The sequence below is a fragment of the Enterococcus sp. DIV1283b genome (genome assembly GCF_051710965.1).
GTDB lineage: Bacteria > Bacillota > Bacilli > Lactobacillales > Enterococcaceae > Enterococcus_B > Enterococcus_B lactis.
Map to the genome: position 1 here is coordinate 27,028 of NZ_JBIOLR010000003.1, position 26,967 is coordinate 53,994.

Consider the following 26,967-nt stretch of genomic DNA (forward strand, 5'->3'; position numbering starts at 1 on the left):
GTTAGTTTGATCATGAATGATATTTCTTTTTTTCAGATATTTTCTTTAATATGTTTAGCTATACTAGGAGGTATAGATCCTTATCTGTCAGGGTTACAATTAAGTAAACCGGCAATTTCTGGTTTTCTAGCAGGAATTATAATGGGAGATATTAATACAGGCTTATTAGTAGGAGCAACATTACAACTGATGGTCTTAGGTGTAGGAACATTTGGTGGCTCATCAATTCCTGATTTTGGCACAGGTGCAATCATTGGTACAGCATTAGGTGTTGTTAGTGGAAAAGGAATTGAATTTGCAATAGGTATTTCTGTTCCTGTAGGCTTATTATTAGTTCAATTAGATATTTTAGCTCGTTTTTGTGGAGTTTATTTTTTACATCGTGTGGATAAACATATAGAAGAAGAAAATTTTCATAAGATTAGTTTAGAAGCATGGTTAAGTTTAGTTCCTATTGCATTATCTCGTGCAATACCAGTAGGCTTATGTTTAATTTTTGGTAATGAAGTAGTAAATACAGTATTAAATTATGCACCGGATTGGTTAATGGGAGGATTAAAATTGGCAGGAGCTATATTACCAGTTGTTGGGATTGCCATTTTACTACATTATTTGCCAATTAGGAATTTTTTCGGTTTTTTAATTATTGGGTATATTTTAGCCGCTTATTTAAATATTCCAATGATGGGTATTTCTTTTGCAGGATTGGCAGCTGCTATTATTCACTATAAAAAATTACAAGATAAACGTTTATTAGAATCAAAACTAGATACTATCAATCATATAGAAGTAGTTAACGGAGAGGTTGATGATGATGAAATCTAATGTTAGCAAATTAAGTAGCAAAGATCTGAGAAAAGTTAGTTTAAGATATATGTTTGGAGCTCAACTAGGTTGGAACTACGAACGAATGATGAATGTGGCATATGTTCAAGCTGTATATCCAGCTTTGAAAAAGCTATACAAAGATGAAAAAGAATTAAAAAGTGTGTTGCAATCAGAAATGCAATTCTATAATACCAGTCCTTTTTTAAGTGCATTTATTATTGGAATTGATTTAGCATTGCAAGCAGAAGATGGAAGCAAATCGAAAGATGCTGTTGCAGCAATTAAAACGAGTATGATGGGACCTTTTGCAGCTGTAGGCGATTCTTTATTTGGGGCAGTGATTCCAACAATTTTTGGATCTCTAGCAGCTTATATGGGATTAGAAGGAAATCCATTAGGTGTACTACTTTGGTTATTAGTATCTCTCATTATACTATTTTTGAGATATTTTGAGTTACCAATTGCTTTCCGAGAAGGTAAAAAACTGGTATCCAGTGTAGGTGGATTGTTGAAAGATTTAACTGAATCAGCAACTTTACTTGGTGTAGTAGTATTAGGAGGCTTGGTTCCTAGTGTTGTAAAGGTTGGTGTTCCATTCAAATTAGTTATTGGTGATAAGAAACTATCTTTCCAAAAAGAAATGTTAGATCCTATTATGCCAGCTATAGTACCTGTTGTTTTAGTTTTATTGGCATATTGGTTATTAAGCAAAAAATCTCTCAATTCAACCAAGGTTATTTGGATATTTTTAGTTTTATCAATACTAATGTATTCATTAAATATTTTAGCAGTTTTGTAATAGATGTGGGGGCGTGATCAACTAAATTATGGCATGTCCCCTGTTTAATTTTCTAAATATTATATTTTTAAATAAGTGAAAAGAAGATATAGTATTAGAGATTTAATGAATAATAAGTTATATAGGTAAAAAATTAAAGACATTTTGATATCAAGGTTTATTTTATTATAAAGTGTTCGTAACTAATCAATCATACGCTATAAAGTTTGGTAATCCATTTAAATTTTTTGTTATCACCAAAAAATATATTCTTTCAAAAGGAAATATCAACTTCTTAAATCAAGAGAGGTTATTTGGATATTTTGAATGATTGGAGTTTTTAATATGAAAAAGAATCAACCCAATGTTGTTTTAATTGTAGTAGATCAGATGAGAGCAGATGCGTTATCTTTGAATAGTCAAGATAAATTCATTAGTACGCCTACATTAGATATGATGGCTAGTCAAGGATATAATTTTGAGAATTGTTATTCGCCTGTTCCAAGTTGTGTTCCAGCAAGAGCAGCATTACTGACAGGATTAGATCCAGAAACTTCGGGAAGGGTAGGTTATGAAGATGAGGTTCCATGGGATTTTAAAAATACACTTCCAGAAGTTTTTAAAGAACAGGGATATCAAACTGAGTGTATTGGGAAAATGCATGTGTATCCTTCAAGAAAACGGTTGGGATTTGATCATGTACTATTGCATGATGGGTATCTTCATGTTGATCGAAAATATGATAAACGATATGGAGAACAGTTTGAATACTCTAGTGATTACTTAATGTTTCTAAAAGAAGCATTGGGCTCAGATGCAGATTTGATTGATGATGGGTTAAATTGCAATTCTTGGGAAGCACGACCATGGATGTATCCTGAAAAATTTCACCCAACAAATTGGGTGGTTTCAGAAGGAATAAACTTTTTAAGGCGGAAAGATCCTACAGTACCATTTTTCTTAAAATTATCATTTGAGAAACCTCATGCTCCATTGAATCCACCCAAATATTATTTTGATATGTATATGGATAGATTACCAGACACATTAGATTTGCATATTGGTAATTGGGAGGAATTGAAATTGGAACATAATGTTCCAGATATTTGTGCCTTAAGAGGAAAATTAAAAAAGGACGATCAAAGAAGAATGCTGGCTGGATATTATGGACTTATTTCTCACATAGATCATCAAATTAATCGATTTTTAATGGCTTTAAAAGAATTTAGACATGACAAAGATACAATCATTTGGTTTATTTCAGATCATGGAGATCAATTAGGAGAACATTTTTTATTTAGAAAGGGGTATCCCTATCAAGGAAGTATCCGTATCCCATCATTTATTTATGATCCAGGAAATATTATTTCGGCTAAAAATCATATCATCAAAGAACTTGTAAAAATACAAGATATATTTCCTTCACTAGTTGATTTAGCATTAGAACAATGTGTTGATACAGATGGGAAAAGTGTTAAACAATTACTTTATGGACATTATGAGGGATGGCGGCAAGAAATTCATGGGGAGCATAGTTTAGGTATTGATTCTAGTCAGTATATATTAACGGAGAAATGGAAATTTATATGGTTTCCCGTAAAAAATACGTATCAATTATTTGATATGATAAATGATCCAAATGAGATGAAAAACCTATTTTATGATAAAAAATACGAATCGATCATTTCTGAAATGAAACATAAATTAGTAGGATATTTAAAAGATAGAGAAGAAGGATTTGTTAAAGATGGACAGTTAATTCAAGTAGGTATTGAAAATATTGTTTCAACTTTAAATAGTAAGAAATAAATTAAAACTGAAGATTTTATAAAGAATCAAAATATATTCAGATATAAACAAAACTGGCTTTTTGTCAGTAGGCACTGACAATTTGTGCAAAATCAAAGCTGAGTTAGGATGAACCTCATTCTAGCTCAGCTTTTTTATGAGTTTAGTCAGTTTCGTTCGCGTAGCGTACGAAACAAAAAAAACGCACGTTTTTATGTGTGGACGAAATTGGATGAATTTTGATTGGAAAAGTAGTCAATATTAAACCATTTCTCCTTTTTTAATGAGTCTTTAAAAAAACTTTTCGGATGATTGAGCAGAACAAAAAAGATTTGGTAAAAAAATACAGGATTTCTATACTAGAAGAAAAAAGAAAGACAGTAAAGGAATTTGCCTATGTTTAACGAATTAGATTTTGAACGAGAATACCAGGAAAAAGCGATTGAACGGTTTCTAGAAAAGCTCCATGCGATTGAACGAAAAGTAGGGATGGAAGTTCAAGCACAAGGATGGAAATATGTGAAAACAGCTCAACGGACAGTGATTTTCACCTTTGGTGAAATTACTTTTTCTCGAAAATGTTATCGACGGAATCATGAGTATCGATATCCAGTAGATGAAGTATTAGGGTTACCCAAATATACTCGTTTTTCGATGGAATTATTGTTGCAAGTGGCAGAACTAGCGACAAAAATGCCTTATCGTGAAGTCGTAAGAACGTTTCACCTTTTGAAAGGTATTTATATCACAAAGGATACGGTTAGCAAGGCTGTACAGCTTGCAGGACAGTATTATCAAGAACGAGAAGTCTATCGTTATTATGAGGAAAACCAAATGAACCAACGTCAAAAAGTGCCGGTCTTATACATTGAAGGAGACGGGATTCGAATTAAAACGAATCGTCAAGGGGAACAGACCGCTGAGTTGGCTCATTTTGTAATCCATCGAGGTTGTGAGGAAGAATATCGCAATCGAAAACAATTAATAGATAAACATGAGATTGTATCAATGAGTAATAAAAAAGCACGGGAAGAAGTTGTGGATTATATCTATAATCACTATGAATTAGGGGAGAAAACGATGGTGATTACAAATTCTGATATGGGAAAAGGATATACTCCGTATGTTTTTAAAGAACTTGTTGCTGGATTTTCTGGCAAGCATCTTCATTTTTGGGATCGCTATCATTTGAATGAACGAATTAAGGACTTTTTTAAGAGCTATCCTCCGACACTGCAAGAACGTTTCTTTCAGGCAATCGCTACACATAATAAGCAAGAAGCTCGTTTGGTGTTAGAGACGATCGAATCAATCGTTGAGACGGAGGAAGAAATGATTCGATTTGAACAATTTAGCAAGAAATTTTTGCGTGTTTTTGTGTATACCCAATCACCTAAAACCTATGGTTTTTCTAGTGATGGAATTGGGATTATGGAGTCGCAGCAATCAAAGATTGCCAATCATATGAAGAAAAAAGGGATGTATTGGTCTGCATTAGGGGGTGAGACAATGGGAAGGATGATTGTAGATATGAAGGAAGATCAGTTAAGAGAACTCTTTTTTGGTAAGTAGCGGGAAGAGTACGCCCAATTTGAATTACTGGATCAACCAAGAGTACAATTAAAAAAAGAACGAGAAGAAAAAGATTTAACTCGTATTCGGGTGGATCAAATCCGAAAAATAATGAAATAAAAAGAATTTAGAACTTATATGCAAAAAAATCAAATAAAACTATTGCAATTTTCTAAAAAAGAGGTACACTCGTAATAACAATAGGATATAAACCTATTTAGTTTTATTTTTCGTACAATAAAATGAAAACGAATTTCTTCAAAATCCTCTAAAAAACTTCTAAAATTCTTATCAGATATGCACTCAACTAAAATTCAGACACATACAAACCCACTTTTTGTCTTGTTTAGTTTGTTTTATTTATGATAAAGTTGTTATTTTACAATGATTAATGGATAATGCTAATAATATAAAATAAGATATCGCATAGTATTTCTAGTATTCTAGATATTGTTTTTTTAGTAGAAAAAGATAATCTTTTTAGTTTCATCTTTTTATCCTCCAAAAATAATATTCCCCAAGTAATGAAGAAGATAATGATTATTTGAACAATTATTTCTGTACCAACTGATGCAAATGCTGATTTTGTGATTTTTCATTGGTCTAGCTAAAAGAGACTTTTTAAAGACTTATTATTTTTTGAGCATTTGAGATGCTTTTTTGTACTTCTTCATTTTGCAATATTTTCTATTATTGATGAATAGGATAAGCTTATTTTGAACTACTCGTTAGAGCAGTCTTTTTTTGCTTGTCTGATTCTTTTAAAAAAAACTCCTCATTAGGACTATTGTAGTAATTTGAATTTATTTTTAATTCACCTTTTTTATTTCCTTGATTGATAACAGACAATAGCATAGGACTAAATCCTAGTATACCTAAAATAATTGAACCAATAAGAAGTTGTGATTTTTTCAGCATAAGTACTCTTCCTTTCTGTTATTGTGGAACTAAGAACTTTGATAAGAAGTAGTATTTGAGATAGTATTTCTAAAACACTATCGATTATTTTTTACTGCTGTAGATAGATTCATTTTATTTATCGCTTAACTTTTATTTTTTGTTTTTCAATTATAATTCCTCTTTTCAAAAAATAGAATTTATTATATATAGCATTAGTTTTCATTTACTATAATTATTATATTAACTAAGAAATAAAACCCATAATAGTTATTTGAATGATTATTTCTGTTCAGTAAGAATAGTGAATAGAGTTAGGAAAAAAATTTTTTTCTTTGCTTGATTAGTTAATTGGTATTGCTATGATAATAATATATCTAGTAACCGAACATAACTTGTAAGTCATAGTGTTATTATTAATAAATATTTTATAATATGAATATATCAAATTTTTATCAAGATAGCGATATTCTGAGTAAAATTACTAGATAAATCTAGTCCAATATAAATTCACAAAATCATCGGCTGTATCCTTTGATAGAGGGGCGAATCGGCATACTGTACATTGTTTTTACTAGTTTTTAATATAACACATTTATAAAATAAACCCTCTTGACAACATTGAATTGTCTGATTATTTTAAATATATAAAAAATATTTTTTTATGCTCGAGGTGATTTTGATGAAAAAACAGTTATTTAAAACGTTTTTATTATCTACTTCTATTTTAGCTTTTGGTTCTGCTATTATTCCTAGTGGTGCTGTATTTGCTAATGAAAATATTAATCAAACTAACATAAGTAATAACCTAAATTTAGAACAATATGAGAATTCTCCATACTGTGACACTACTTATGATTCTGAAAATAATACGACAACTGTTACTATTTCTGATTCTAATTTAGCTCTTTTCTTAGCTTCTCAAGGTATTGATGTACCTAATGAGCTTTATAATTTAGCTAGATTAAGAAGTGCTGGAGTAACTAAAATTGTATGGCATGGAAAAGCTCGTTATGGAAATGTAGATATTTATTTAAGTAAAGCTTTTTTAACAAACATGAGTCGTAAGAGTAGAGCAGCTATTATAGGTGCTTTAGGAGGAGCTGTAATAGGAGTTATTGCTGATGACATAAAAGGAAAAACATATAAGCATGGAAAAGTATATGTATTCAGAAAATTCGGCTACCAGTATTCGTATTTACAATAACATCTATAGGACGTGATCTAAGTTGAAAAAAATTACACTTAAATCCATTCTCTATCATTTAATTTGTTTTTCACTGACTCTTATTTTAATAAAAATCATTAAAGCTTACTTTAACAACCAGTTAACATGGGAGTATTTTAAATCACATATTTTCAATGATTATTTATTTATTCTATCAGGTTATCTATTAGGATTTATTCCCATTTCTTTAATTCGAGTTCATAATTCTAAAAAAAGGTGATTTTGATGAAAAAAACAGTTTTATTAAGTATGGTATGCCTTTGTTTCCCCTTTATAGTAGCTCAAACAAGCTATACTGATGAGTTTTCATCTATAAATACTTCTTCAAAAAATGATTTTATTGATAATCAACAAACTGTTTCTGATGAAGCAATAATCACAGAAGAAAATATAGAATTTCCAAAAACTCGAGCAGCTTCTTCTATAAATGCTACAGTATGGATGAAAGTTCGAGATAATGCAGGAAAGCCGGATTTAAAAAAATATTGGCATGTCAAATACGTCAATGGTAAAAAATATCAAGGATATGTAACTTGGACCGGACAAAAACGATTATCTAAATTTGGAACTGGATTTTACTTTGAATATCAATTTAAAGGAAAATTAAACCGAGCCTGACATGTACTTGAAACTTTTCAACTTAACGAGAAACAAGAAAAACAATACAAATAAGTATCTAGCATTTGCTAGCCCAGACTGTAGACAAAAGCATCGGTTTCCTCTTTGCTAAGAGTGTAAACTGATGCTTTTGTCTATTTTTGTATAATAAGCGATATGAAGACATACGCTTCTACTGCCAAGTGGCCAATTTTTTAGGAATCGTTTTGACAGTTGCTCTTGAACTACGACTCATTGAGCCATCCATTAATTCTTCTTTTGACGCCTGTGTTGCATTTGCTTCACTTTGTCCTGCTTTTTCTGGCGCTTCCAGTATGACTTCTTGTCCATTAATAACTGCTGTTTGCGGTTGTTCTACACTATTTGTTTCATCAGTAGTAGTTGTTTCCGTTAAAGATTGTGTCTCACTGGTAACTTGTATATCCTCAGTAGAAATCATTGTTGATTCAGTCGTAATTGTCGAATTTTCTGTGTTCATTTCCTCTGCAGATACATTTACTCTCATACTAACACTCATTAGTACACTAAAACTTGTCAATAGATAAAAGTATCGTTTCATTTTTTCCTCCCAAATAAATTATTCTCATAAGAAAATTATATCGAATAAAAAAACGTATTCAATATTTCCGTTGGAAAAAATAAAAAAATTCTTCTGTTTCTAACAAGACAGAAGAACACAAAAAGAAAAATCCATTATACTATTTTTTTACGAGTTTTCTTACCATACGAATAAGTAAAGAGATAGTTGGAATAATCATCAAGTACATGACTATATACCAAAAATCCACTAATGCATTTTCCCATGTGACCGGAACAAATATCCCCATTAACAAAATGACCGCAAGAATAATCGAATTGAAAATAAATGCTGTCAAAAACTCATTTATACTAACGGTTTCTTTATACTTAAAACTATTTTTCCAATAATTAATATATAGTATATATAGTTGAATCATTATCTTTTCTCACCTCTACTTAAATTACAATAAAGTTTAGAAACAGTATAATTACAAATGTTCTACTTACAAAATATTATGATTATTGAAATCACCTTTCCCATCATATCGAGGAAAAGTATGATCTTCTTTCCGAAATTTTCTTTTTGAGATTAAATATCGTTCAACACCATAATCGGTTTCATGCTCAATAACAAACGTATTCTTTAAAAACCTAACTACTCTTCCTATACAAGGCTCCCCATTTACATCAATCGTTGAAAGTTCCATGCCTTCCTGAATCAACATATCCCTCACCTGACTTTTACTTTTCTTTTTTTCGACTGCTACCATCTAATATTAATAACTGACTCAAAGTATTCACTTGATGTATAATTTCTGGTTTTTTCATCCAATCCTTATCCTCAGTTAAATCAAGAATCTTTTTTCTAATGACTGCTTTTCTATTCATCCTATCACCTGCATAATAATAGAATAGAAAGCTTTTGTCTCATGAATCAACAAAAGCCTTCAAACATTATGACTATAAGTTTCAGAGTGTATATTATGTTAACAAACAAAAAAATCCGTTCAAGTATTTCTTAAAAAGAATTTTAATGCGTTTGAGACTAACTTATCAACTAATAGCTAATTAGTTACAAAAGAATTAAAAATCTTTTCTATATCTTTTTTGTTCCAGCTTACATCAATAACCATAAAATCCTTGAAATATTTAGAAGTAACTATTTCTAAAGACATTTTTTCATCTAATTTCACAGTTTTTGTTTTCATCATTCTTTATTTTCCCTCCAGTTTATCTAAGTAACGATAAATGGTTGTTCTAGAAACATTCCAACGTTCCGCAATTGTCTTAATCGGTGTTCCACTATCTACTAAAGTCTTCAGTAATTCCAAGTCTTGTTCAGTCAATTTTTCAGGACGACCGCCAAACCTTCCTCTTGCACGAGCAGCTGCTCTTCCTGCTGCAGAGCGTTCCAAAATTAGATTTCGTTCAAATTCCGCGAACGCTGCGAATAGATGAAACATAAGTTGACCAGTAGAGCTAGATTTATCCATCGTGATATTTTCTTGAAGACCATGAAAACTCACACCGCGTTCATTCAATCGATTGACGATTGAAATCAAATCTTCCATATTTCTTCCCAGACGGTCTAAACGCCAAACGACAAGTGTGTCTCCAGAACGAACAAAATCGATGGCCATTTCTAATCCTGGTCGATTACTTTTTGCCCCACTCATATGATCGGTAAAAATTTTCTCACAGCCAAATTTATTTAAACTATCTTCTTGTAAATCTAAATTTTGTAATCCGGTAGATACCCGGGCGTATCCTATTTTCAAAAAAATCACTCCTCATTAAAATCTATTGTACCATAACTTTATCAATATAGTTTAATTGAACATAGATTTTGTTATGGGTTTATGAACATGAAATGAATTGATTTCTTGAACAATAAAGCTAAAAAATAAAGTGTCCAGAAATGGGTCATTTTATGGACACTCGATATTTACAAACACATATTATGCAACTCTTTGCGTTACTTAGTGTTGTATAGTAATATAAATAAAAAGTAGTGATTATGTGATTATTACAAAATCTAGATTACAAGAAAGTTCCGTCGTAATCACATTGCCGTCTGATAACGGTAAAAAGCCTTCAGAGAATCAAGAATATATTGTTGTTTATTCTGAAGATAGAACAATCACGTTAGTTCCTAAAATCGAAGATCCATTTAGTGGTGGAGAAGAGGCAGAGTATTATGAAAAAGATGAATGGGGAGATGTAGCTCTTGAAGGGAGAGAAATTTTATAATGTCAGAAGAAAGAAACTATATTCCTAAAAAAGGGGATATCGTTTGGATTGATTTTGATCCTTCTACAGGAAAAGAAATTCAAAAGAGAAGACCAGGATTAGTTGTCTCTCGTTATGAATTTAATCGTAAAACAATGTTTGCGGTCATTTGTCCAATTACTTCTACTATAAAATATAAAAAAATTACCTACTCGATATACTCTGTCTGAAGATTTGGATACCAACGGACAAGTACTTATTTCTCAATTGAAATCACTAGATTTCAAAGAAAGAAAACTAAAAAAATTGAGAATTTACCTTTAAAAGATATGGCCAAAATTGATCAAATCATTGAATATATTTTTTGATAGAATTCTCGATACTTCATTATGTTATATATGACTTTAAATATTTGTTTTTATTTTATGTAAAAATAAATTGCTATTTTGTTGCTCTATGTTATAAGCGGAAAGTTATTTCTCATTCTAGTTCTGCAAAAAAATATTTTAAAATTTATAGCTTTTTCTAATAGTATCTTTTTTGGATAAAATCGTTACAAAATTTTTAGATTTGTGACGTTTTTTCAGTTTCCAGGAAAAGTAATTTCTCCATTTTTTCTAATATTTTGATCTCGTTTATGCATATAATTGGCAAGAAATACTAGTTTCAGATGTTATGATTAAAAAAGGAAAAAATCAATTATTTTTACGTGTTAAGACAGGTATAAATAAAGATTTGATGGGGAAAATATAACAGTTTATTTTGAAGTATAGAAACTTTTAGAAACTATAGGTATGTTATTGAGATTATAAAAAGAACAATCGTTTTACTGCGTGGGTCAAAAATATAAATTTATAATTTTATTCTCCTGTTTACAATAAATTTATTGTTTTTACAACAATAAATTTATTTAAAAAAAGAGGAAATAAGAATGAAGTACAAAAAATTAATGACAACAGTTTTATTGTCAACATCTATTTTAGGAACGGTGACACCTTTGACGACTACTTTTGCTATGGAACATCATTCAGAAGTAGCTACTCAAAAGCAAGAAGAATACTGGAAATGGAGCATGAAAGAAAATGTAATTACTTTAGATAGTTATGTGGGAAAGAGTAGTAATGTCGTTATTCCTACGGCTAAAGACTTAGGATATGATGGAGCGACTGTAGAAATTAGCGCAGATGTATTAAAAGAAGCTGCTAAAGATGCACAAACTCTTACTACTTCTAATAATGGAGATAAAATTATAGTTACAAGCAATTCTTTACAAAATTTATTCTATAATAACGACTCTCTTTACAAAGTTTCTTTGAACAATTTAGACACTAGAAATGTAACTAACATGATGGGGATGTTTGCTTTTTGCCGAAATTTGACTACTGTAGAAATTAGTGAGTGGGATGTAAGTAATGTTGTGAATATGTGTAATATGTTTTGGTATTGTACAAGTTTGAAAAATATAGGTTTAACTAATTGGAACACTATGAATTTGACTGATATGAGCTTTATGTTTGCTGCTTGTGTAGGTTTAGAAAACTTAGATTTAAGTAAATGGAATGTTAGCAAAGTCAACAATATGAATCATTTATTTTTTTGTTGTGAAGGTTTGATAAGTATAGATTTAAGTAACTGGAATACGGAAAATGTTACTGATATGACATTTTTATTTTATGGATGTTTAAATTTAAACTATGTTGATTTAAATGATTGGAAGATTAATGAGACTACAAAAATTCCTGAATTATTTGTAACTACGGAACCAACACCATTATTAGTTCGTGCATCAGATGAAAGGTTAAAAAAATATAACTTTTCAAAAGATAATCGTACAAAATTTGGCACATTAAAAATTGATACCCAATACGGAAGCTTTAATGGAAAACAAATTACAAACTTATTTGATTATACAACTCAATATCCATTAACAGAATGGTTAATTAAACAAAGATTAGAGGAAGCTAAAAATAGCATATCTTTTGAAAAAAGCATTTCATTTGTTAAATGGGAGTGCGAGGGTACCCCAACAACACTTTTAGAAAAATCTCAGAGCGTTTACAATGCTCATGTAAGAGCACAAACACCAGAATGGTCAATTGGAACAGTAGAAGCTGGAATAGATGGTTTGAAATCTTTAAAAGATTCGTTTGCATTAAAAAGAGAAGTCCCTTTTATTGGACAATACGGTTATAAATTTGAAGATGATAGTGATTTATATAGTGTAGGTAATAATTCTTGTGATTTTATTGGAGTGAATGAACTCACTAAAAAAGTGACTATTGCAACTTCTTGTAATGGTATACGATCAACTGTACTTTCAAGGAAATTTGAAACGAAACCTGGTCAAAAATATCATTTTTCTGTAGATATGGAAGCCAATAAAATAATTAAGAATTTTATTTCTGATTCACCAGTCCAGTCAAGTTCTCAATTTTCAGAAAAAAATATTTTGATTGAATTCCAAAATCGAGATGGCAGTCATTTAGCAACTGTTACGTCACATAGTTTAAATAAAAAAGAACAAACTTATGGTATAGATATACTTGCTAAATCCAATGAAACGAAAGCTACAGTTATGTTAGCAAATCCTGGATTAGCACTTAAGGGATTTTATAGTGTACAGTTGAGTAATTTATTTTTAAATGAAAGTACCTATTAAAATAATAGAAACAAAGATATAGAAACAAGAAATTTAAACATATATACTACCTACAATTTACTGCATTAGATTAAAAGAGTGAACAACTAGAAGACAACCAATTCTATTTGTCATAGAGTTGGTTGTCTTCGTATAAGTTAAAATAAAGATTTTCTAATAATACTTTAGAACTAACTTATTTAATATTATTAGATTCTTATTTATAAAACTAGTTAGCTATAGAAAAATTATACAAGCAATCAACAATTTGTTTAGAAATATTATTTAATTCAGATTCTGAAAGAGCAGGTAGATAAAAGTTATTTTGATGATTGTTAGAATAAGAAAAGAAGTAATCATCAGAAATAATAATATCTTCAGGACGTACGCGATTTAATAATTCTTCTTTAGAACTAATCCAATAATCAATTAGAGGTATTCTAACAGCTAGTTTATTTTTTAAGGAATCGCTTGTTTCAGTATATTTTATCCAAGAATCAGTATAAATGAAAAGTTTTGGGGAATCGTCTAAACTTTTCAATTTTATCAATTTTTCAAATAAGTTATTTAATATAGGAGTAGGAAGTATTAATTTTAAATCATTTTTTCTATTCCAGTCGTGAAAAATTTCAATGAATTGATTTTTATTATCGTCTAAATTACTTGTTAGTTCAAAGTTCAATGGAAGTTGCCAATTTATTACACAAAGTTTTAGATGATTGTACAATATATTGAACGCAATTTCATTTTCTTTTATATTAATGTTTAGCTTGTTTTCAAGTGTATGAATCAATTCAGATATTTCTGGATAATCAAATAAGAGTTTCACAATTTTATTCTTGTAATTAGGCATAATTTTAGGCGAAAAAGCATGTGTGCTGAGTAAGAAATAACATAATTTAGCATAATTTAATAAACTTTTTTTATTCTGACAATTGATTATATTAAACAAATTTTTTAAATCATTTTCTAAAAAAGGAGGTGAAATTATTGAAGCAAATAATTTTTCTTCTTTTGATGTAAGAATGACTTCATTTGGATTTCTTAAAATCAAGTTTAAATGGTATAAAAAAATTTTAGATTCTCTTTCAGTTAAGTAACAACTTTCTATATTATTAATTTTTTGAATAAATCTGTCAGCGTGGCAATAAATGAAATCGCTTTTCTGCAAGGGGTAAAACCCGTATTTTATACTTATTATAGATTTGATCCAGTTGATTTTTAACCGACTTCCAATCACCAATTGATCTTTAATTTCTAGGTCATTTATTTTAAGAAATTGTGTTACTTTAGATTTGACGTAATAAAATTTAGACCTGGAAATAGGCAATTCTAAAGTTTTTTTTCTGGTAGTGTTGAATAAATAAAACGACAAAAGTGATAAGAAATCTGACTGTTTATATAATTTATTTAAAAAGTATTCTGCTTGTTTTTCATTTATCAAATTTAGATAAACTATTCCAGACTGAATTTTCACGAGATCTTGTGATAGTTGATTTATTTGATCTATTTCTTTATATAAAGTAGGTATAGATATGTTAATAATCTCACAAATATGCTTGATATTGCTGCTTTTTTTAGAAATTAAATATTCAAAAATTTTTTGTTTTCTGTATATAGGTACTTCAATAAAATTTTTTTCAATATATTTTTCCATGTTGTTCCCCTTTCTATCTTCATTTTTTTTATTAATTTTGAAATAATGTTAAAAAATAATGTTTGTTATTGCAATAGAAATTTCTTCATTTTATAAATGTTTAAAATTTTTTACTGTCCAGTTCGTTTAAAGGGGATTGGAACGTTGACGATAAATGTATAGTATATATATCAAAAATAGAAAGAGTGAACGAAAATGAAATGTAAAAAAATTGTTGCAACTTTAATGCTTTCAGCATCGGTATTAGGAACAGTAACTCCTTTAGTTCCAACGTTCGCGGAAGAAAATAGGCAAGCAGTAACACAACAAGAAGGAGTTGTGCCAGATTCGGCTTTAAGAAAAGTTCTTAATTCAGCACTAAATCAAGAGGAAAACACAACACTTACAAAAGAACAATTAAGTTCGATTACCGAAATAACGGGTGCCTATGGTATGGCAAATGGGACCCTTTCTTCATTAGAAGGGCTACAATATTGTACGTCATTAGAAAAAATGGTTTGCTCATTTGATGGTACAGTAACAGATTTTAGCATTTTGGGAACATTGGCTCCCCATGTAGAATTCGGAATGATGAGTGAGATTGACTCTAATTTAAATAAAACTATATCTATGGAAAAAGATGGTGTAATTACGGTTGATAATCCTTACAAAGATGCTAATGGAGATGTAATGATTCCTACTAAAATTTCAAATGGTGGAACTTATGATCAAGCAACTAATAAGATTGTATGGAAAGATTTAGACGTAACGCATGATTATGATCTTAAGGTTGAATATGACCAAACACTTGCTGGTATAAATAATTCTGAATTAATTATTTCTGCTCAGATAAATGTCGATGCATTAGCTAATAATTGTGAAGAAATCAAGTTCAATGATTCTCATTTGGCAGCAGGTTTAATTAAAAATTTAAATGAGCAACAAATTAATGGGAATACTTCCCGCCAATTAACTGATCCAATTTACGAAAACGAACTACAAAAACTCACTAAACTAGATTTATCAAATCAGGAAATTCAAGATTTATCTGGATTAGAAAGTTGCACAAATTTGCAATATTTGAATCTTGCAAGTAATTTGATTTCAGATAATTCAAATCTTTCCAAAGTTATTGAGTTATCACGTTTAGCAGAAATTGATTTGTCTGATAATCAATTAACAGATGTTTCTGTTTTTTGCGCAACGAAATCTTTAGGAACAATTACAGTTAACAACAATAAAATTTCAAATATTGATCCGATGATGTTGACTCAGATGTCTACATTGCGTCATTTTAATATTTCAGGAAACTTTTTAACTAATTTTGATTTTGTGACTAATTGGGGAGATCAGTTGTATCAACAAGATGTATATTTATGGAGTCAGTGTTCTGCAGATGCGACAAATCAAAAAGTGCCCGAGATTACTGCAAAAGTAGAAAATAATGAAATTCATGTGAAAAACCCACTAAAAGGTATTTCTAAATTTACTTTATCAAATAATGGAACTTACGATAAAGAGACAAATACTTTTATTTGGAAAAATATTGCGAATATTCCATCGTTGACTGTTTCGGCGGAAGAAACTAATGGTACCTTTAAAAAAGGTGGAACAATTCAAATTAACATTGATCAATCACAAAAAGAAGAAAGTGCGACACAAACAATTAATATTGGTGGACAAGGTATTGGTGGATATTCCGATCATTCTCATGATAGTGGTTTTTCTCGAGTATCTTTAGAAGTAAAAGATCATAAAGCTTCTTTAGTAAAACACTCTGATTATCAATTTCATTGGAGCGGGTGGAAAACAAGTAAATATGCTTCAATTAAACTAACAGATCCAAATGGAAATGTATTATATGATCAAGCTTGGAAAGGAAATGAAGCTGTCAAAGGCAATGGTTATAAAAAATTTGGTGCTTTTGCTCAATACGATTTACCAGAAGGAAGTACAGTAGAAATTTATCATGCAGAAGGACCTGGGCATCGTTTGAGTACAAATGATAACGATAATTTAAAAACAAAACTTGAAAAAACAGGTTATACCTACACATATAAAATGCAAAACAACCAACTTATTTTAACAAATGTTGACGAAAATGCAAATGGAAAACATGAAGATGGAAAACAAGTGAAAAATTTATTTCATAATCCCGAATTTAAATTAGCACGAAAAGAAAATCATTGGTTAGTTTCTGATTGGTCAGTCGCAACTATTGCAGATAAATTTGATGGAGTAAATGGGTTCAACGATACATTTATGGATAAAGAACCAGCTCACAATATTGGGCAAGATAGTATAAAATTTAAAGATGGTAGTGATTTGTATCGAGTAGGGACAAAAGATTGTGACTTTATTGGCGTAAATGAAAAAACACAAAAAGTAACACTTGCTACTTCTTGTAATGGTACAAGATCAACATGCTTCTCTCAAACAGTCGATACAAAACCAGGTCAAAAATATCATTTTTCAATCGATATTGAATCAAATAAAGTGACAAAGGATACAATTGGTGGGAAAAAAGAAATTTCAGAGTTTTCAGATAAAGATTTTGTCATTGAATGTAAAAATGAAGATGGTAGTCATTTAGTGACATTGATTCCACATAGCTTAAAGAAAAATGGCAACACATACAGTGTCGATAATTTATCAGCAAAATCCAATAAAATTAAATTTTATATTTTCTTAGGTAATAGTCAGGGACTATACAATGCTTTTAATAGTGCTCAAATCAGTCATTTATCGTTAACAGAAAATAAATAATGTTAATAATCTCTTGAAACAAATCATTAATACGTTTCAAGAGATTACTTTATGTATTTCGATGATCTATTTTTTTATTTTAGAAAAATAAATTTAGACACCAATAAGACTATATACTCTTATACTAATAATAATTTTATGATAATAAAGAAAGGAACTAATTATATGGAATGGTTGAATTTAGATAAAATAGAAAAAACAATTTTGTTGTTTAGAGAAAAAGAAATGGATTCTTCAAATCAGCAGTGTTTAGAAGAACAATTAGCTATTGCTATGGAAGAAATAAATAAGCATAAGCAAAAAGGATTGAAGCTTTTAAACTATGAAGAAAATATAATGGATATATTATTTCAGTTGTTAGAGATTGAAGCAACAGTGTTGTCTATTGTCGATACTATAATTTATTCTCCGTTGGAAAAGGATTTGTATTTTTATTTAAAACAAAATAAGCCATTTATTTATAAAGATTATTTTGAAATGGTATCTTATTATGCATCAGAATTTGCAGAGTTCAGTTTTTTAGCAAGATTTTATTTAGTGAATGTAAAAAACGATAATATTTTTTAATATCATTTTAAATATAAAGTAATTAAAAAGGAGCTAAGTAATGAAGATTATTCGTGAAAAAATACAAGTAGAGGAGTTTTCTTATTTTAAAATTTGTTATTCAGAAGATGAAGAGAACATATTATCGCCTACTTTGAAAAAGAACCATCAAAATTGCTATGAACTTTGTTTGCATGTTCACTTGATCTTGGAAAACTGTCAATTTGTCGGAACCCTGTCCCAACGATTTTGTTTACAAGCTCAAAATCCAACAGAAGAACTTCAACTTCTTCATCAAGAAATTACGGATTCTTTAACAAATGAGCTTTTACAGCCTTTTTTTCAGTTACTCAATCGTTTAGTTTATGAAATTACAAAAATCACTTTTAATGACCTAGGAATAAAACTATCATTTATTACTGAGTAACAACAAAAACTATTATTTAAATAACCTAAAAAACGGGAATGAAACATATGAATATTTCTTCCTTTTAGGTTATTAAATAATTTTGAACCTTCGGAAAATAGTACTGGTAAGTTCAAATTGAAAGAATTTTATCGAGAATCAATTGAAGCAGAAATACGCTTCGATTGATTCTTTTTTGTTTTGGTTTGATCTTAGAAAAACAAGCCCTGAAACAAGAGAATACGGTAACCATAAGTGATTCGTTTAATGACCTTGATTTTATTGTTTGGCCCTTTTAATGCTTCGTTACTATGGAAGGTATTTTTGTTTTCTTTTCTTTATTTATTGAAGAAAGAGAGTTTCTTACGAAACTCCTCAGGAAGCCTTGTATCTAAGGTACTCAACACTTCGAAAAAGGAGTTCATCCTCTTTTTGCTTATAGTGATAGAGAGGGAGTTGACAAGTATCATAAGCCGACTTCAATGATGGCATTGCAACTTAGTAATTTCTCAACGATAGCTTTTTCAGTCATCGGACGTTTAAAAGAATAATAATATTGATAGGGTGATCATGATTTGAATACGTAAATGATTCAATGTCTGGTAAATATATTTGATAATATGAAAACGAACCGTAACAATTTGCGCAGGAGAAAAATACTTTTCGCTTTGTATAACAAGAGCGATTGTAATTTAAGCGTCTATTTATTACTTATTGGTATAACCGTGCTACTTTACGTTTTTGGTTTTGATAATTTTTTACTTCAAACAAATTTATATTTGAGTTTATTTATTATCAAATTTATCTGACAGAAAGAATCGCAAAATCCTGTTTAAAGGGGCCATTTTTAAATTGGCATAAACAACGAGATTGCAGGAAAAGTATTTCTAGATTTTTTTTTGAGGAGTAAAGAAAAATGGATTTTTGACAATCTAGTTTAGAGTAATCTAACTTGTGTAATCAATATACCTTTCCCTACAGATTCATTTGCTAATAAGTTAGGAGGAAAAAATGAGTAAACAAAATAAGTATTATTTTTTTTGGGGGAAAAGATTTCTAGATATTTTCTTAGGTTTGCTAGGATTGTTGGCATTACTTCCCCTTTTTTTCTTTATTTCTATTTTAATTAAACTTGATTCTAAAGGTCCTGTTTTTTTCTCACAGATACGTGTAGGAGAAAATGGGAAACTATTTAAAATATATAAGTTTAGAACGATGTGTCACCATGCAGAGGAAATGAAAATATTATTACAAGAAAAAAATGAAATGGGTAGATGTCAATTTAAAATAAAAAATGATCCACGTATTACAATAATTGGAAAGTATTTAAGAAAAAGTAGTGTAGATGAGCTTCCTCAATTATGGAATGTTTTAAAAGGGGATATGAGTTTAATTGGGCCAAGACCTGCTTTGCAAGAAGAAGTACTAGAATATTCTGATATAGAGAAAGAAAGGTTGAAAGTTAAACCAGGATGTTCTGGGTTATGGCAAGTTAGTGGACGAAATCATTTAACGTTTGATTCAATGATTGAATTAGATTTGAAATATATTGAAAATATTAATTTAAAAAATGATTTGGTTATTATATTTAAAACTGTAAAAATTATGCTGACAGGTGAAGGTGCTTATTAGGAGGAATTTTTTTGAAAGAACACTTATTCGGTATTAATATAGATAATTTAGCAATGATGGATCTTGTTCAACTAATTGATCAAAAAGTTAATAATCAAGAACCAGTACATGTTTTGGGAGTAAATGCAGACAAGATAGTAGCTATGAATAATAATAGAAAATTGCAAAATATTATGGCTTGTGCAGATATTATTCATCCAGATGGTGTTTCTATGATTTTAGCCTCACGTATTTTAAAGAAAAGAATACATGAAAGAGTGGCTGGAATTGATTTGATGGAAGAACTTTTAAGTTTAGCGAATTCTAAGAACTACACAGTTTATTTTTTAGGAGCTAAAGATTGTATTTTGAATAAGATGATTAAAAATTTGATGGGAAAATATCCCAAATTAAAGATTGATGGATTTAGAAATGGTTACTTTTCGCAAGAAGACTGGCCTAATGTAGCGAATGATTTAAAAACTCTAAAGCCAAATTTAGTATTTGTGGGAATTACTTCGCCCAAAAAAGAATATTTGATTGATTATTTGATGGCTCATGGAGTTAATACAGTGTTTATAGGCGTTGGCGGGAGTTTTGACGTGTTATCTGGAGAAATCAAACGAGCTCCTCTTTGGATTCAAAATTGTCACTTAGAGTGGTTTTTTCGCTTGTTGCAAGAGCCTAAAAGGCTGTTCAAAAGGTATTTATTTGGAAATTTAAAATTTTTGAAACTTATTATTCAAGAAAAAATCATATAAAAAATAATTTTATTGTGAAAAGGAGTGGTGAATAGATGAATAGAAAAGAATTTTTTTTTATTTTAAGAAAAAGTATCATTCCAGTAATTTTACTTGCTTGGATGACTGCATTTTTAATTGTGGGTGGAGTAAAGTATTTTAACATATTACCGAAAACTTATGTTATTCAAAGTCAATTAGTCGTTAATCCAAAAATATCAGATAAAAACGATAGTGTGAAGAGTATGGATCTGTTGAAGTATAACGAAAACTACAATCTTCTTGTTTATAGTCCTTCCTTTTTAGAGAAGGTAGCAAAAAAATTCGATAATGAACAATTTAAAGATCCTTTGAAATTAAAATCTCAAATCAAAGTCTTATATTCTGTTAACTGTCAAGTACTGACGTTACAAGTTCACATGACTAATGAACAAGAGGGAATAAAATTAGCAAATATCCTGTTAGAAGAATTGCGGACAGAAGGAAATAAGCAATTTGTTCATTGTGGTTTATCGGTACTTAGTCAGGCGGTCACCACATATGAGTTTACTTATAGTACAAGCCTACTTTTAATAGTGCTAAGTTTTGCTTTCTTGGTGGTCTATTTACTTGTCGTCTTATTTTACCATTTAAGATCAACACATAAGCATGCTAAAAAAGGCAAAGTAAAAAAAATGGTGTGATAAATGATGAAAGTAAGGCTTGCTAAAGTAATTCTAATTGTTTTTCTCTTAATGCCGGTTGTAGAGTCTATCAATGGTTATTTTTATGAAATGAACATTTCTGATATGTACCGGTTGTTTATTTTTATTTTGATAGCATGGTATTTTTTACGATATGTGAAATATTTATCCAGTAACGTATTCAAGCTTATGTTTGTTGCATGTACAATGTTGGTTCTTTTGTTACTACAGTTTTTTTTATTTCATAAAAATCAGGAAGTTTTTTTATCTGATATCAAAAGTACATTAAGAATTTTATTGACACCGATTTATGTTGTGTTTTTTTATGAAGCAATGCGATCAAAGACTATCAATCGTGAAAATCTGAGGAGATTGATTTTAGGTTATAGTTTGCTATATGGCCTGTTAGTTATCGTACCTTATTTGCAAGGGGTAGGTTACCTTAGCTATGATTTTGACAGAAACGGGTTGATGTCAAAAATGTCAGAGGCAAATGGTATAGGCTGCAAAGGTTATTTTATTGAACTCAATTCTTTGATTGCAATTTTAAGCGTTTGTTCTTTTTTTCTGAAAGATATGATTATACACACTATAAATAAGAAACAAAATGGACAGATGTTATTCGTAGCAATCATTTATCTTCTTCTAATTACTACTTTATTTATTACCGCTACAAAACTAGGAATCGTACTTGCTTTATTATGTACCGGTATACTGATTATCCAAATATTACGATGTCAAAGAATTTTTCGTTATAAATTGGGTATCATACTGTTTATAAGTTGTTTTTTGCTTTTTGTACGTTTCTTTCTAGGAAACTTGTTTACAGAAGTATTTAGCCGTTTGGATTACTTTTACAAGCAGTCAGATGGCGATGTTTTAAATGTAATTACTAGTAATAGATTTAGATATTTAATTGAAAGTATGCAGCAAATTGATCAGTCTAGTCATAGCTGGTTTATTGATTTATTTGGTGCAGGATACTCCTCTTCTTTTGTATTAGATGGATTCAAGAGAAGAATTGTGGAAATGGATTGGTTTGATCTTTATTTTTCTTATGGAATCATCGGGTTCACTGCGTATTTGTACTTTTTTAAAGATGCAATATTTTCATTGTTTGTTTCAAAAAATAATGAAATGAAAAATATGTTGCTTATTTTTTTTATGTACAGCTTTTTGGGAGGACACGTTATCGTCAATTCGATGACCGCAACATTTTTAGCGATTTGTTTGAGCTATTCATATGAGATTTGATATCACTGTATGAAATATTTACTTTTAATAAGAATAAAAGGAGGTTGGTCAGATGATATTAGTCGTGTCAAATATGTATCCATCAAAAGAATATCCTAATTATGGTGTATTTGTAAAAAATTTTTATGAACAGTTATCTTTATCAGAAAAAACAGACATCATCTATCTCCATAAAACGACAAGCAAAGTGCAAAAACTCATCAATTACTTGGATTTTTATGGCAAGACGTTCAGGCAATATGCATTTGGCAAATATGAAGTCGTCTATGTTCATTATGCTGGGTATAATGCGCCCCCCATCTTGCTTGCAAAAATGTTCAACAAATCAACAAAGCTGATCGTGAATGTTCATGGCAGTGATGTCACGCCAGAGAAAAAATTGGAAGAAAAGACTAATTTTTTAACTAAATATCTAGTCAGAAAAGCTGACTTGACGGTTGTACCTTCCAGTTATTTTGAAGAGGTCGTTATAGAGAAGTATGGGGAAAATAGCCCTATCTGGATTTCTCCATCCGCAGGTATTGATTTCAGTCTTTTTAATCACCAAAACAAGCAAGTAGAAAATGAGGTCTTCACGATCGGCTATGTCAGTAGGATAGATAAAGAAAAAGGCTGGGATACACTACTCCATGCGTTCAAAAATCTAATCCAGCATAACAAAAATATCCGTTTGATCATGGTGGGGGACGGCGCACAAAATGACGAGGCATTGGCATTGATCAAAGAATTAGGACTTGAAACGTACGTGGAAAAACATAATTGTTTGACACAAAAAGAATTAGTCAACATCTATTCAAGTCTTGATGTATTTATTTTTCCCAGCACACGAGCAGGTGAAAGCCTAGGCTTAGTCGGGTTAGAGGCCATGGCTTGTGGTACGCCGGTGATCGGAAGCAACTTAGGCGGGATTAAAACGTATGTGAAAGATGGGGAAAACGGCTTTTTGATTGCTCCCGGCAACCAGAAAGAATTGGAAATGACTATTGAAAACTATAGAAATCTAACAGTTGAAGAAAAGAAAAAGTTTTCTCAGCACGCAGTTGAAACAGCCAAAAAATATGACAGCAAGAAAGTAAATCAACAATTGATCGAGAAAATCAAGGAAGTTTCTGAGAATAGGTAGTATATATGAAATGTATTTATTATTTTATCTCGTTCTTTTTTGGTTACGTGGGAAAAAATGGTATTAACTCAAAATTAAAAATTTCGTATTTAAGCAAAATTTCTATAGGTAATTGCAATAGGATTATAACCTCTGGAGATTTGGCGACTGAGGCTGATGGGATGGATTTATGATCTTTTACTCAGAAACGTGCTATTCCTCCAATAGAATAGGAAAAAGCTGATTTAGGATAAAGTGGTAACGAGAGTACTCATTGAAGCCGATGTCTGGATTGGGTCTAAAGCTATTACTTTACCTGGGGCAGAGATTGGAAAACGAACCGTTGTTGCATGTATCATTGTCCCAGGAAAATTCTATTCAGATAGTGTTACTCTAGGAGGAAATCCGATAAAGATCATTAAATCTATAAAATTTGAAGTAAGACAATAAAGAAAGGGGTATCCGATTGAAAAAAATAGGGATTATCACATTGAATGGTGAGTTCAATTATGGGAATCGGCTACAAAATTTTGCATTGCAGAAAGTACTAGAAAGCTATAACGTACAAGCAGATACTATCGAGATTAAAACGAACAGGTTGCATAACCTTAAAAAACATTTATGGATTGGAGGTATTCATGGAATAAGCGATTTTAACCAAATGTTGAAGAAAAATTTTTCTAAGATGACTCCTTCAAGCATCGTAAGAAGAAAAAACTATAGAGCAATGCAAGCAGCAAAATGGGGAATCATTGGCCGATTTAGCCAAAAGAATATCAGTACGCTTAAAGTTGAGAAAAAGTACTTAGACCACCTAGAACAACATTATGATCTCTTTATTGTAGGAAGTGATCAGGTTTGGAATCCTCATATTATCGAGTTTGATCCAACACATTTTTTAGATTTTATACCAAAAGAAAAAAGATACAGCTATTCCGCAAGTTTTGGAGTTGAACAGCTGCCAAAAAAACCACATGGTTTAAAGGATCACTATAGACGATATTTACAGCAAATGGCCTATCTATCTGTCAGAGAAGCGTCCGGTGCAAAGTTAGTAGAGGAACTGACAGGAGAAAATGCAGATGTTGCACCTGATCCAACGTTATTATTGAGTAAAGACGAGTGGCATCGTGAATTAGGCATTACAGGTGCAAAAGGATCACGCTTTTTGCTGATTTACTTTGTAAGTGAGCTCTCCGCTGAAATTTATGAAGAAATCCAAAGATTTGCAAAGAAAAAACAATTGCAGATTGTGCAGATTATGGGGGATACATTTGGGGAAGGTCGAATAGTAGCAGATCCTCAGCAATTCGTCGAGCTGATTGCCCAGGCAGAATATGTCTTTACCGATTCTTTTCACGGGAGTGTTTTTTCGATCATTATGCAAACTCCATTCTTTGTTTACGAACGTACAGATCACCAAGAAATCTATACAAGAATCGAAAGTCTAACACGTCAATTTCATATGGAATGTGCGAACGTTTCAGTAGGAGATGAACTGACAGAAAAAGAGAGTTTATTCGATTTTGAGCAATCTGAAAGGTTACTGGAAAATGTACGAGAGCGGGGAAGACAGTTGATCGAACAAAAAATTTTGAATCATAGCAAGGCTGAAAAATAGATGACGAATAGGAGCAAAGGAATAATCCTATCGTATCTGACTGTGATTGTCAAAAACATCTCGTTACTGATCTATACGCAACTGCTTTTGAGGTTTTTCGGTAAAAGCGAATATGGGTTGTATCAAATCGCTAACTCGATTATTAGTAATCTGACTTTGCTGAATCTAGGTTTTTCATTTGCCTATATCAAATTTTACACTGGTTTTTCCATAAAAAAAGAAGAAACGCGTATACGTAAGTTAAATGGAACGTATCTTCTCTTTTTTACTTTGATTTCAGTGATTGCGTGTTTGATTGGTGCTATTCTAATGCAAAAAAGCGCCCATTTTTTATCCTCGTCTTCTGTTTATGAGCAAGAAATGCTAAAGAAACTCATGTTTTTTATGATCATGAATGTTGTTTTAACTTTCATAGGTTCTACGTTCGAATCCAATATCCTAGCGAATGAACGGTTTGTTTTCCAACAAGTCAGGCAAATGCTTCAATCCATTCTTTTGCCAGTCATGACGGTACCTGTCTTACTCTGCTTTCGTACAAATGTCGTCACAATCGTAGTGGTCCAGATAGCCATCACATTTGTTAGCCTTTTGGCGAATGTTTATTTTTGTATCAGCAAAATAAAAATGAAGTTTTCCTTTAAAAATCTGGAGTTTTCTTTTATGAAAGAAGTCGGTATTTTTTCATTTTTTATTTTTCTCAACCAATTATTCAATCAAATCAACGATAGTGCCCCGGTATTTACACTAGGGATTTTGGCAAACACCAAACAAGTAGCTGTCTATTCTGTCGTGAATCAATTAAAGGCGTTGTTCCTAACGTTATCTCAAGTGTTATCGACGATTTTCATTCCAAAGGTCAATCGCCTCGTCCATCAATCAGATGATAGCAGCGAATTGACACAATTGATGATCAAGATCGGTCAATATCAAGTATTGATCTTAGGTTTGTTTTTGGGTGGCTTCATTCTTTTAGGGAAGATATTTTTGTATCTGTGGCTGGGGAAAGGATTCGACGAGGCCTATTATCTATTGATTTCGATTGTTATTCCATTAGTGGTCCCTTTATCTCAAAATATCGCTATTGAGATCCAGCAAGCACGTAATCAGCATTTTTTCCGTTCAATCATGCTGACTGTCTTTTCTTTTTTGAATATAGGCATCACGGCAGTTTGCGTAAAAATGTTTGGCATAAATGGTGCCACTGTCGGCTATATTTTCAGTTTGATATTTGGCTATGGTTTGGTAATGAACTGGTATTACCAGAAAAAAATGAAATTGGATATGAAATGCTTTTGGCAGAAGATGTTACCTGGGATGATTCCCGTTATTTTGTCGGTGATGATAGGCAGGGTATTCCTGAATTTGTTTGGTACAGAGAATATCTTTTCATTCGTCTTAGTGGGCAGCGGATATTGTGTCATCTATGGTTTCTGTACGTTTTTGTTCATGCCGCATATTTTCCAGCAGTTTCTCCGAATATTTGCTAAAAAAGAAAAGAGGAAATGAG

The 26,967-nt window shown here is 30.7% G+C and carries 25 protein-coding genes and 1 pseudogene; 19 read left to right on the plus strand and 7 right to left on the minus strand.

Annotation, left to right across the window (positions count from 1 at the left end; genetic code table 11):
* Nucleotides 1-12 precede the first annotated feature (12 nt).
* From IGJ53_RS15480 to IGJ53_RS15495, 4 genes are all read left to right on the plus strand, one after another.
* Nucleotides 13-825 (plus strand): PTS mannose/fructose/sorbose/N-acetylgalactosamine transporter subunit IIC, encoded by an 813-nt coding sequence (locus IGJ53_RS15480; protein WP_002364110.1) that lies wholly within the window; start codon nucleotides 13-15, stop codon nucleotides 823-825.
* On the plus strand, nucleotides 809-1,627 hold the full coding sequence (locus IGJ53_RS15485; RefSeq protein WP_375379633.1) for a PTS system mannose/fructose/sorbose family transporter subunit IID: 819 nt from the start codon (nucleotides 809-811) through the stop codon (nucleotides 1,625-1,627). Before IGJ53_RS15480 ends, IGJ53_RS15485 begins: the two co-directional genes overlap by 17 nt.
* 324 nt (nucleotides 1,628-1,951) lie before the next feature.
* Nucleotides 1,952-3,415, plus strand: a complete 1,464-nt coding sequence (locus IGJ53_RS15490; RefSeq protein WP_431379411.1) for an arylsulfatase — start codon at nucleotides 1,952-1,954, stop codon at nucleotides 3,413-3,415.
* A gap of 375 nt (nucleotides 3,416-3,790) precedes the next feature.
* Entirely contained in the window at nucleotides 3,791-4,966 is a 1,176-nt protein-coding gene (locus IGJ53_RS15495; RefSeq protein WP_438750730.1) for an ISLre2 family transposase, read from the plus strand.
* Between the two features lie 711 nt (nucleotides 4,967-5,677).
* On the opposite strand, the gene IGJ53_RS15500 is transcribed toward IGJ53_RS15495, so the two are convergent.
* Complete coding sequence (locus tag IGJ53_RS15500; protein WP_431379413.1) at nucleotides 5,678-5,884, minus strand: hypothetical protein; 207 nt, start codon at nucleotides 5,882-5,884, stop codon at nucleotides 5,678-5,680.
* 661 nt (nucleotides 5,885-6,545) lie between these two features.
* On the opposite strand from IGJ53_RS15500, the gene IGJ53_RS15505 reads away from it, so the two are divergent.
* Together IGJ53_RS15505 and IGJ53_RS15510 are read left to right on the plus strand one after the other, a co-directional pair.
* Nucleotides 6,546-7,070, plus strand: a complete 525-nt coding sequence (locus IGJ53_RS15505; RefSeq protein WP_438750732.1) for a hypothetical protein — start codon at nucleotides 6,546-6,548, stop codon at nucleotides 7,068-7,070.
* Between the two features lie 246 nt (nucleotides 7,071-7,316).
* Entirely contained in the window at nucleotides 7,317-7,709 is a 393-nt protein-coding gene (locus IGJ53_RS15510; protein WP_438750734.1) for a hypothetical protein, read from the plus strand.
* A gap of 172 nt (nucleotides 7,710-7,881) precedes the next feature.
* Here IGJ53_RS15510 and IGJ53_RS15515 read toward each other — a convergent pair whose 3' ends face one another.
* The 5 genes from IGJ53_RS15515 to IGJ53_RS15535 form a co-directional block, all read right to left on the minus strand.
* On the minus strand, nucleotides 7,882-8,268 hold the full coding sequence (locus IGJ53_RS15515; RefSeq protein WP_431379415.1) for a hypothetical protein: 387 nt from the start codon (nucleotides 8,266-8,268) through the stop codon (nucleotides 7,882-7,884).
* Nucleotides 8,269-8,731: 463 nt separating this feature from the next.
* Entirely contained in the window at nucleotides 8,732-8,953 is a 222-nt protein-coding gene (locus IGJ53_RS15520) for a hypothetical protein (protein WP_259742294.1), read from the minus strand.
* Between the two features lie 16 nt (nucleotides 8,954-8,969).
* The gene (locus IGJ53_RS15525) at nucleotides 8,970-9,116 is read right to left on the minus strand and encodes a hypothetical protein (RefSeq protein ID WP_438750736.1); all 147 of its coding nucleotides are present in this window, start codon (nucleotides 9,114-9,116) and stop codon (nucleotides 8,970-8,972) included.
* A gap of 176 nt (nucleotides 9,117-9,292) precedes the next feature.
* Nucleotides 9,293-9,439, minus strand: a complete 147-nt coding sequence (locus tag IGJ53_RS15530; RefSeq protein WP_259742296.1) for a hypothetical protein — start codon at nucleotides 9,437-9,439, stop codon at nucleotides 9,293-9,295.
* Nucleotides 9,440-9,442: 3 nt separating this feature from the next.
* Nucleotides 9,443-10,006 carry a recombinase family protein gene (locus IGJ53_RS15535; protein WP_438750738.1) on the minus strand — a complete coding sequence of 188 codons (564 nt, stop codon included), beginning with the start codon at nucleotides 10,004-10,006 and terminating at the stop codon, nucleotides 9,443-9,445.
* Between the two features lie 241 nt (nucleotides 10,007-10,247).
* On the opposite strand from IGJ53_RS15535, the gene mazE reads away from it, so the two are divergent.
* The 3 genes and pseudogenes from mazE (at nucleotide 10,248) to IGJ53_RS15550 (ending at nucleotide 13,116) form a co-directional block, all read left to right on the plus strand.
* Complete coding sequence (gene mazE, locus IGJ53_RS15540) at nucleotides 10,248-10,478, plus strand: type II toxin-antitoxin system PemI/MazE family antitoxin (protein ID WP_438750740.1); 231 nt, start codon at nucleotides 10,248-10,250, stop codon at nucleotides 10,476-10,478.
* Nucleotides 10,478-10,825: pseudogene (locus IGJ53_RS15545) on the plus strand (type II toxin-antitoxin system PemK/MazF family toxin). The gene mazE and the pseudogene IGJ53_RS15545 overlap by 1 nt, the downstream one beginning before the upstream one ends.
* Nucleotides 10,826-11,388: 563 nt before the next feature.
* Nucleotides 11,389-13,116: a BspA family leucine-rich repeat surface protein gene (locus IGJ53_RS15550; protein WP_438750742.1), complete on the plus strand. Its 1,728-nt coding sequence runs from the start codon at nucleotides 11,389-11,391 to the stop codon at nucleotides 13,114-13,116.
* A gap of 208 nt (nucleotides 13,117-13,324) precedes the next feature.
* Here IGJ53_RS15550 and IGJ53_RS15555 read toward each other — a convergent pair whose 3' ends face one another.
* Nucleotides 13,325-14,752: a hypothetical protein gene (locus IGJ53_RS15555; protein ID WP_438750745.1), complete on the minus strand. Its 1,428-nt coding sequence runs from the start codon at nucleotides 14,750-14,752 to the stop codon at nucleotides 13,325-13,327.
* A 195-nt stretch (nucleotides 14,753-14,947) separates the two neighbouring features.
* Here IGJ53_RS15555 and IGJ53_RS15560 point away from each other — a divergent pair, with 195 nt between their 5' ends.
* The 10 genes from IGJ53_RS15560 to IGJ53_RS15605 all read left to right on the plus strand — a co-directional run bounded on the left by IGJ53_RS15560 (nucleotide 14,948) and on the right by IGJ53_RS15605 (nucleotide 26,966).
* Entirely contained in the window at nucleotides 14,948-17,497 is a 2,550-nt protein-coding gene (locus IGJ53_RS15560; protein WP_438750747.1) for a leucine-rich repeat domain-containing protein, read from the plus strand.
* A 165-nt stretch (nucleotides 17,498-17,662) separates the two neighbouring features.
* Nucleotides 17,663-18,064 (plus strand): hypothetical protein, encoded by a 402-nt coding sequence (locus IGJ53_RS15565; protein ID WP_438750749.1) that lies wholly within the window; start codon nucleotides 17,663-17,665, stop codon nucleotides 18,062-18,064.
* A gap of 40 nt (nucleotides 18,065-18,104) precedes the next feature.
* Nucleotides 18,105-18,470 carry a DUF1149 family protein gene (locus IGJ53_RS15570; RefSeq protein WP_438750751.1) on the plus strand — a complete coding sequence of 122 codons (366 nt, stop codon included), beginning with the start codon at nucleotides 18,105-18,107 and terminating at the stop codon, nucleotides 18,468-18,470.
* Nucleotides 18,471-19,460: 990 nt separating this feature from the next.
* A complete protein-coding gene (locus IGJ53_RS15575; protein ID WP_438750754.1) occupies nucleotides 19,461-20,081 on the plus strand; it encodes a sugar transferase in 621 nt (206 codons plus the stop codon).
* A 53-nt stretch (nucleotides 20,082-20,134) separates the two neighbouring features.
* Nucleotides 20,135-20,821 carry a WecB/TagA/CpsF family glycosyltransferase gene (locus IGJ53_RS15580; RefSeq protein WP_438750816.1) on the plus strand — a complete coding sequence of 229 codons (687 nt, stop codon included), beginning with the start codon at nucleotides 20,135-20,137 and terminating at the stop codon, nucleotides 20,819-20,821.
* Nucleotides 20,822-20,856: 35 nt separating this feature from the next.
* Nucleotides 20,857-21,483 carry a hypothetical protein gene (locus IGJ53_RS15585; protein ID WP_438750756.1) on the plus strand — a complete coding sequence of 209 codons (627 nt, stop codon included), beginning with the start codon at nucleotides 20,857-20,859 and terminating at the stop codon, nucleotides 21,481-21,483.
* Between the two features lie 3 nt (nucleotides 21,484-21,486).
* Nucleotides 21,487-22,737, plus strand: coding sequence for an O-antigen ligase family protein (locus tag IGJ53_RS15590; protein ID WP_438750758.1), 1,251 nt, complete (start codon nucleotides 21,487-21,489; stop codon nucleotides 22,735-22,737).
* 52 nt (nucleotides 22,738-22,789) lie between these two features.
* A complete protein-coding gene (locus IGJ53_RS15595) occupies nucleotides 22,790-23,860 on the plus strand; it encodes a glycosyltransferase family 4 protein (protein ID WP_438750761.1) in 1,071 nt (356 codons plus the stop codon).
* Nucleotides 23,861-24,305: 445 nt separating this feature from the next.
* Complete coding sequence (locus IGJ53_RS15600; protein WP_438750763.1) at nucleotides 24,306-25,460, plus strand: polysaccharide pyruvyl transferase family protein; 1,155 nt, start codon at nucleotides 24,306-24,308, stop codon at nucleotides 25,458-25,460.
* The gene (locus tag IGJ53_RS15605) at nucleotides 25,461-26,966 is read left to right on the plus strand and encodes a lipopolysaccharide biosynthesis protein (protein WP_438750765.1); all 1,506 of its coding nucleotides are present in this window, start codon (nucleotides 25,461-25,463) and stop codon (nucleotides 26,964-26,966) included.
* Nucleotide 26,967: the final 1 nt, after the last annotated feature.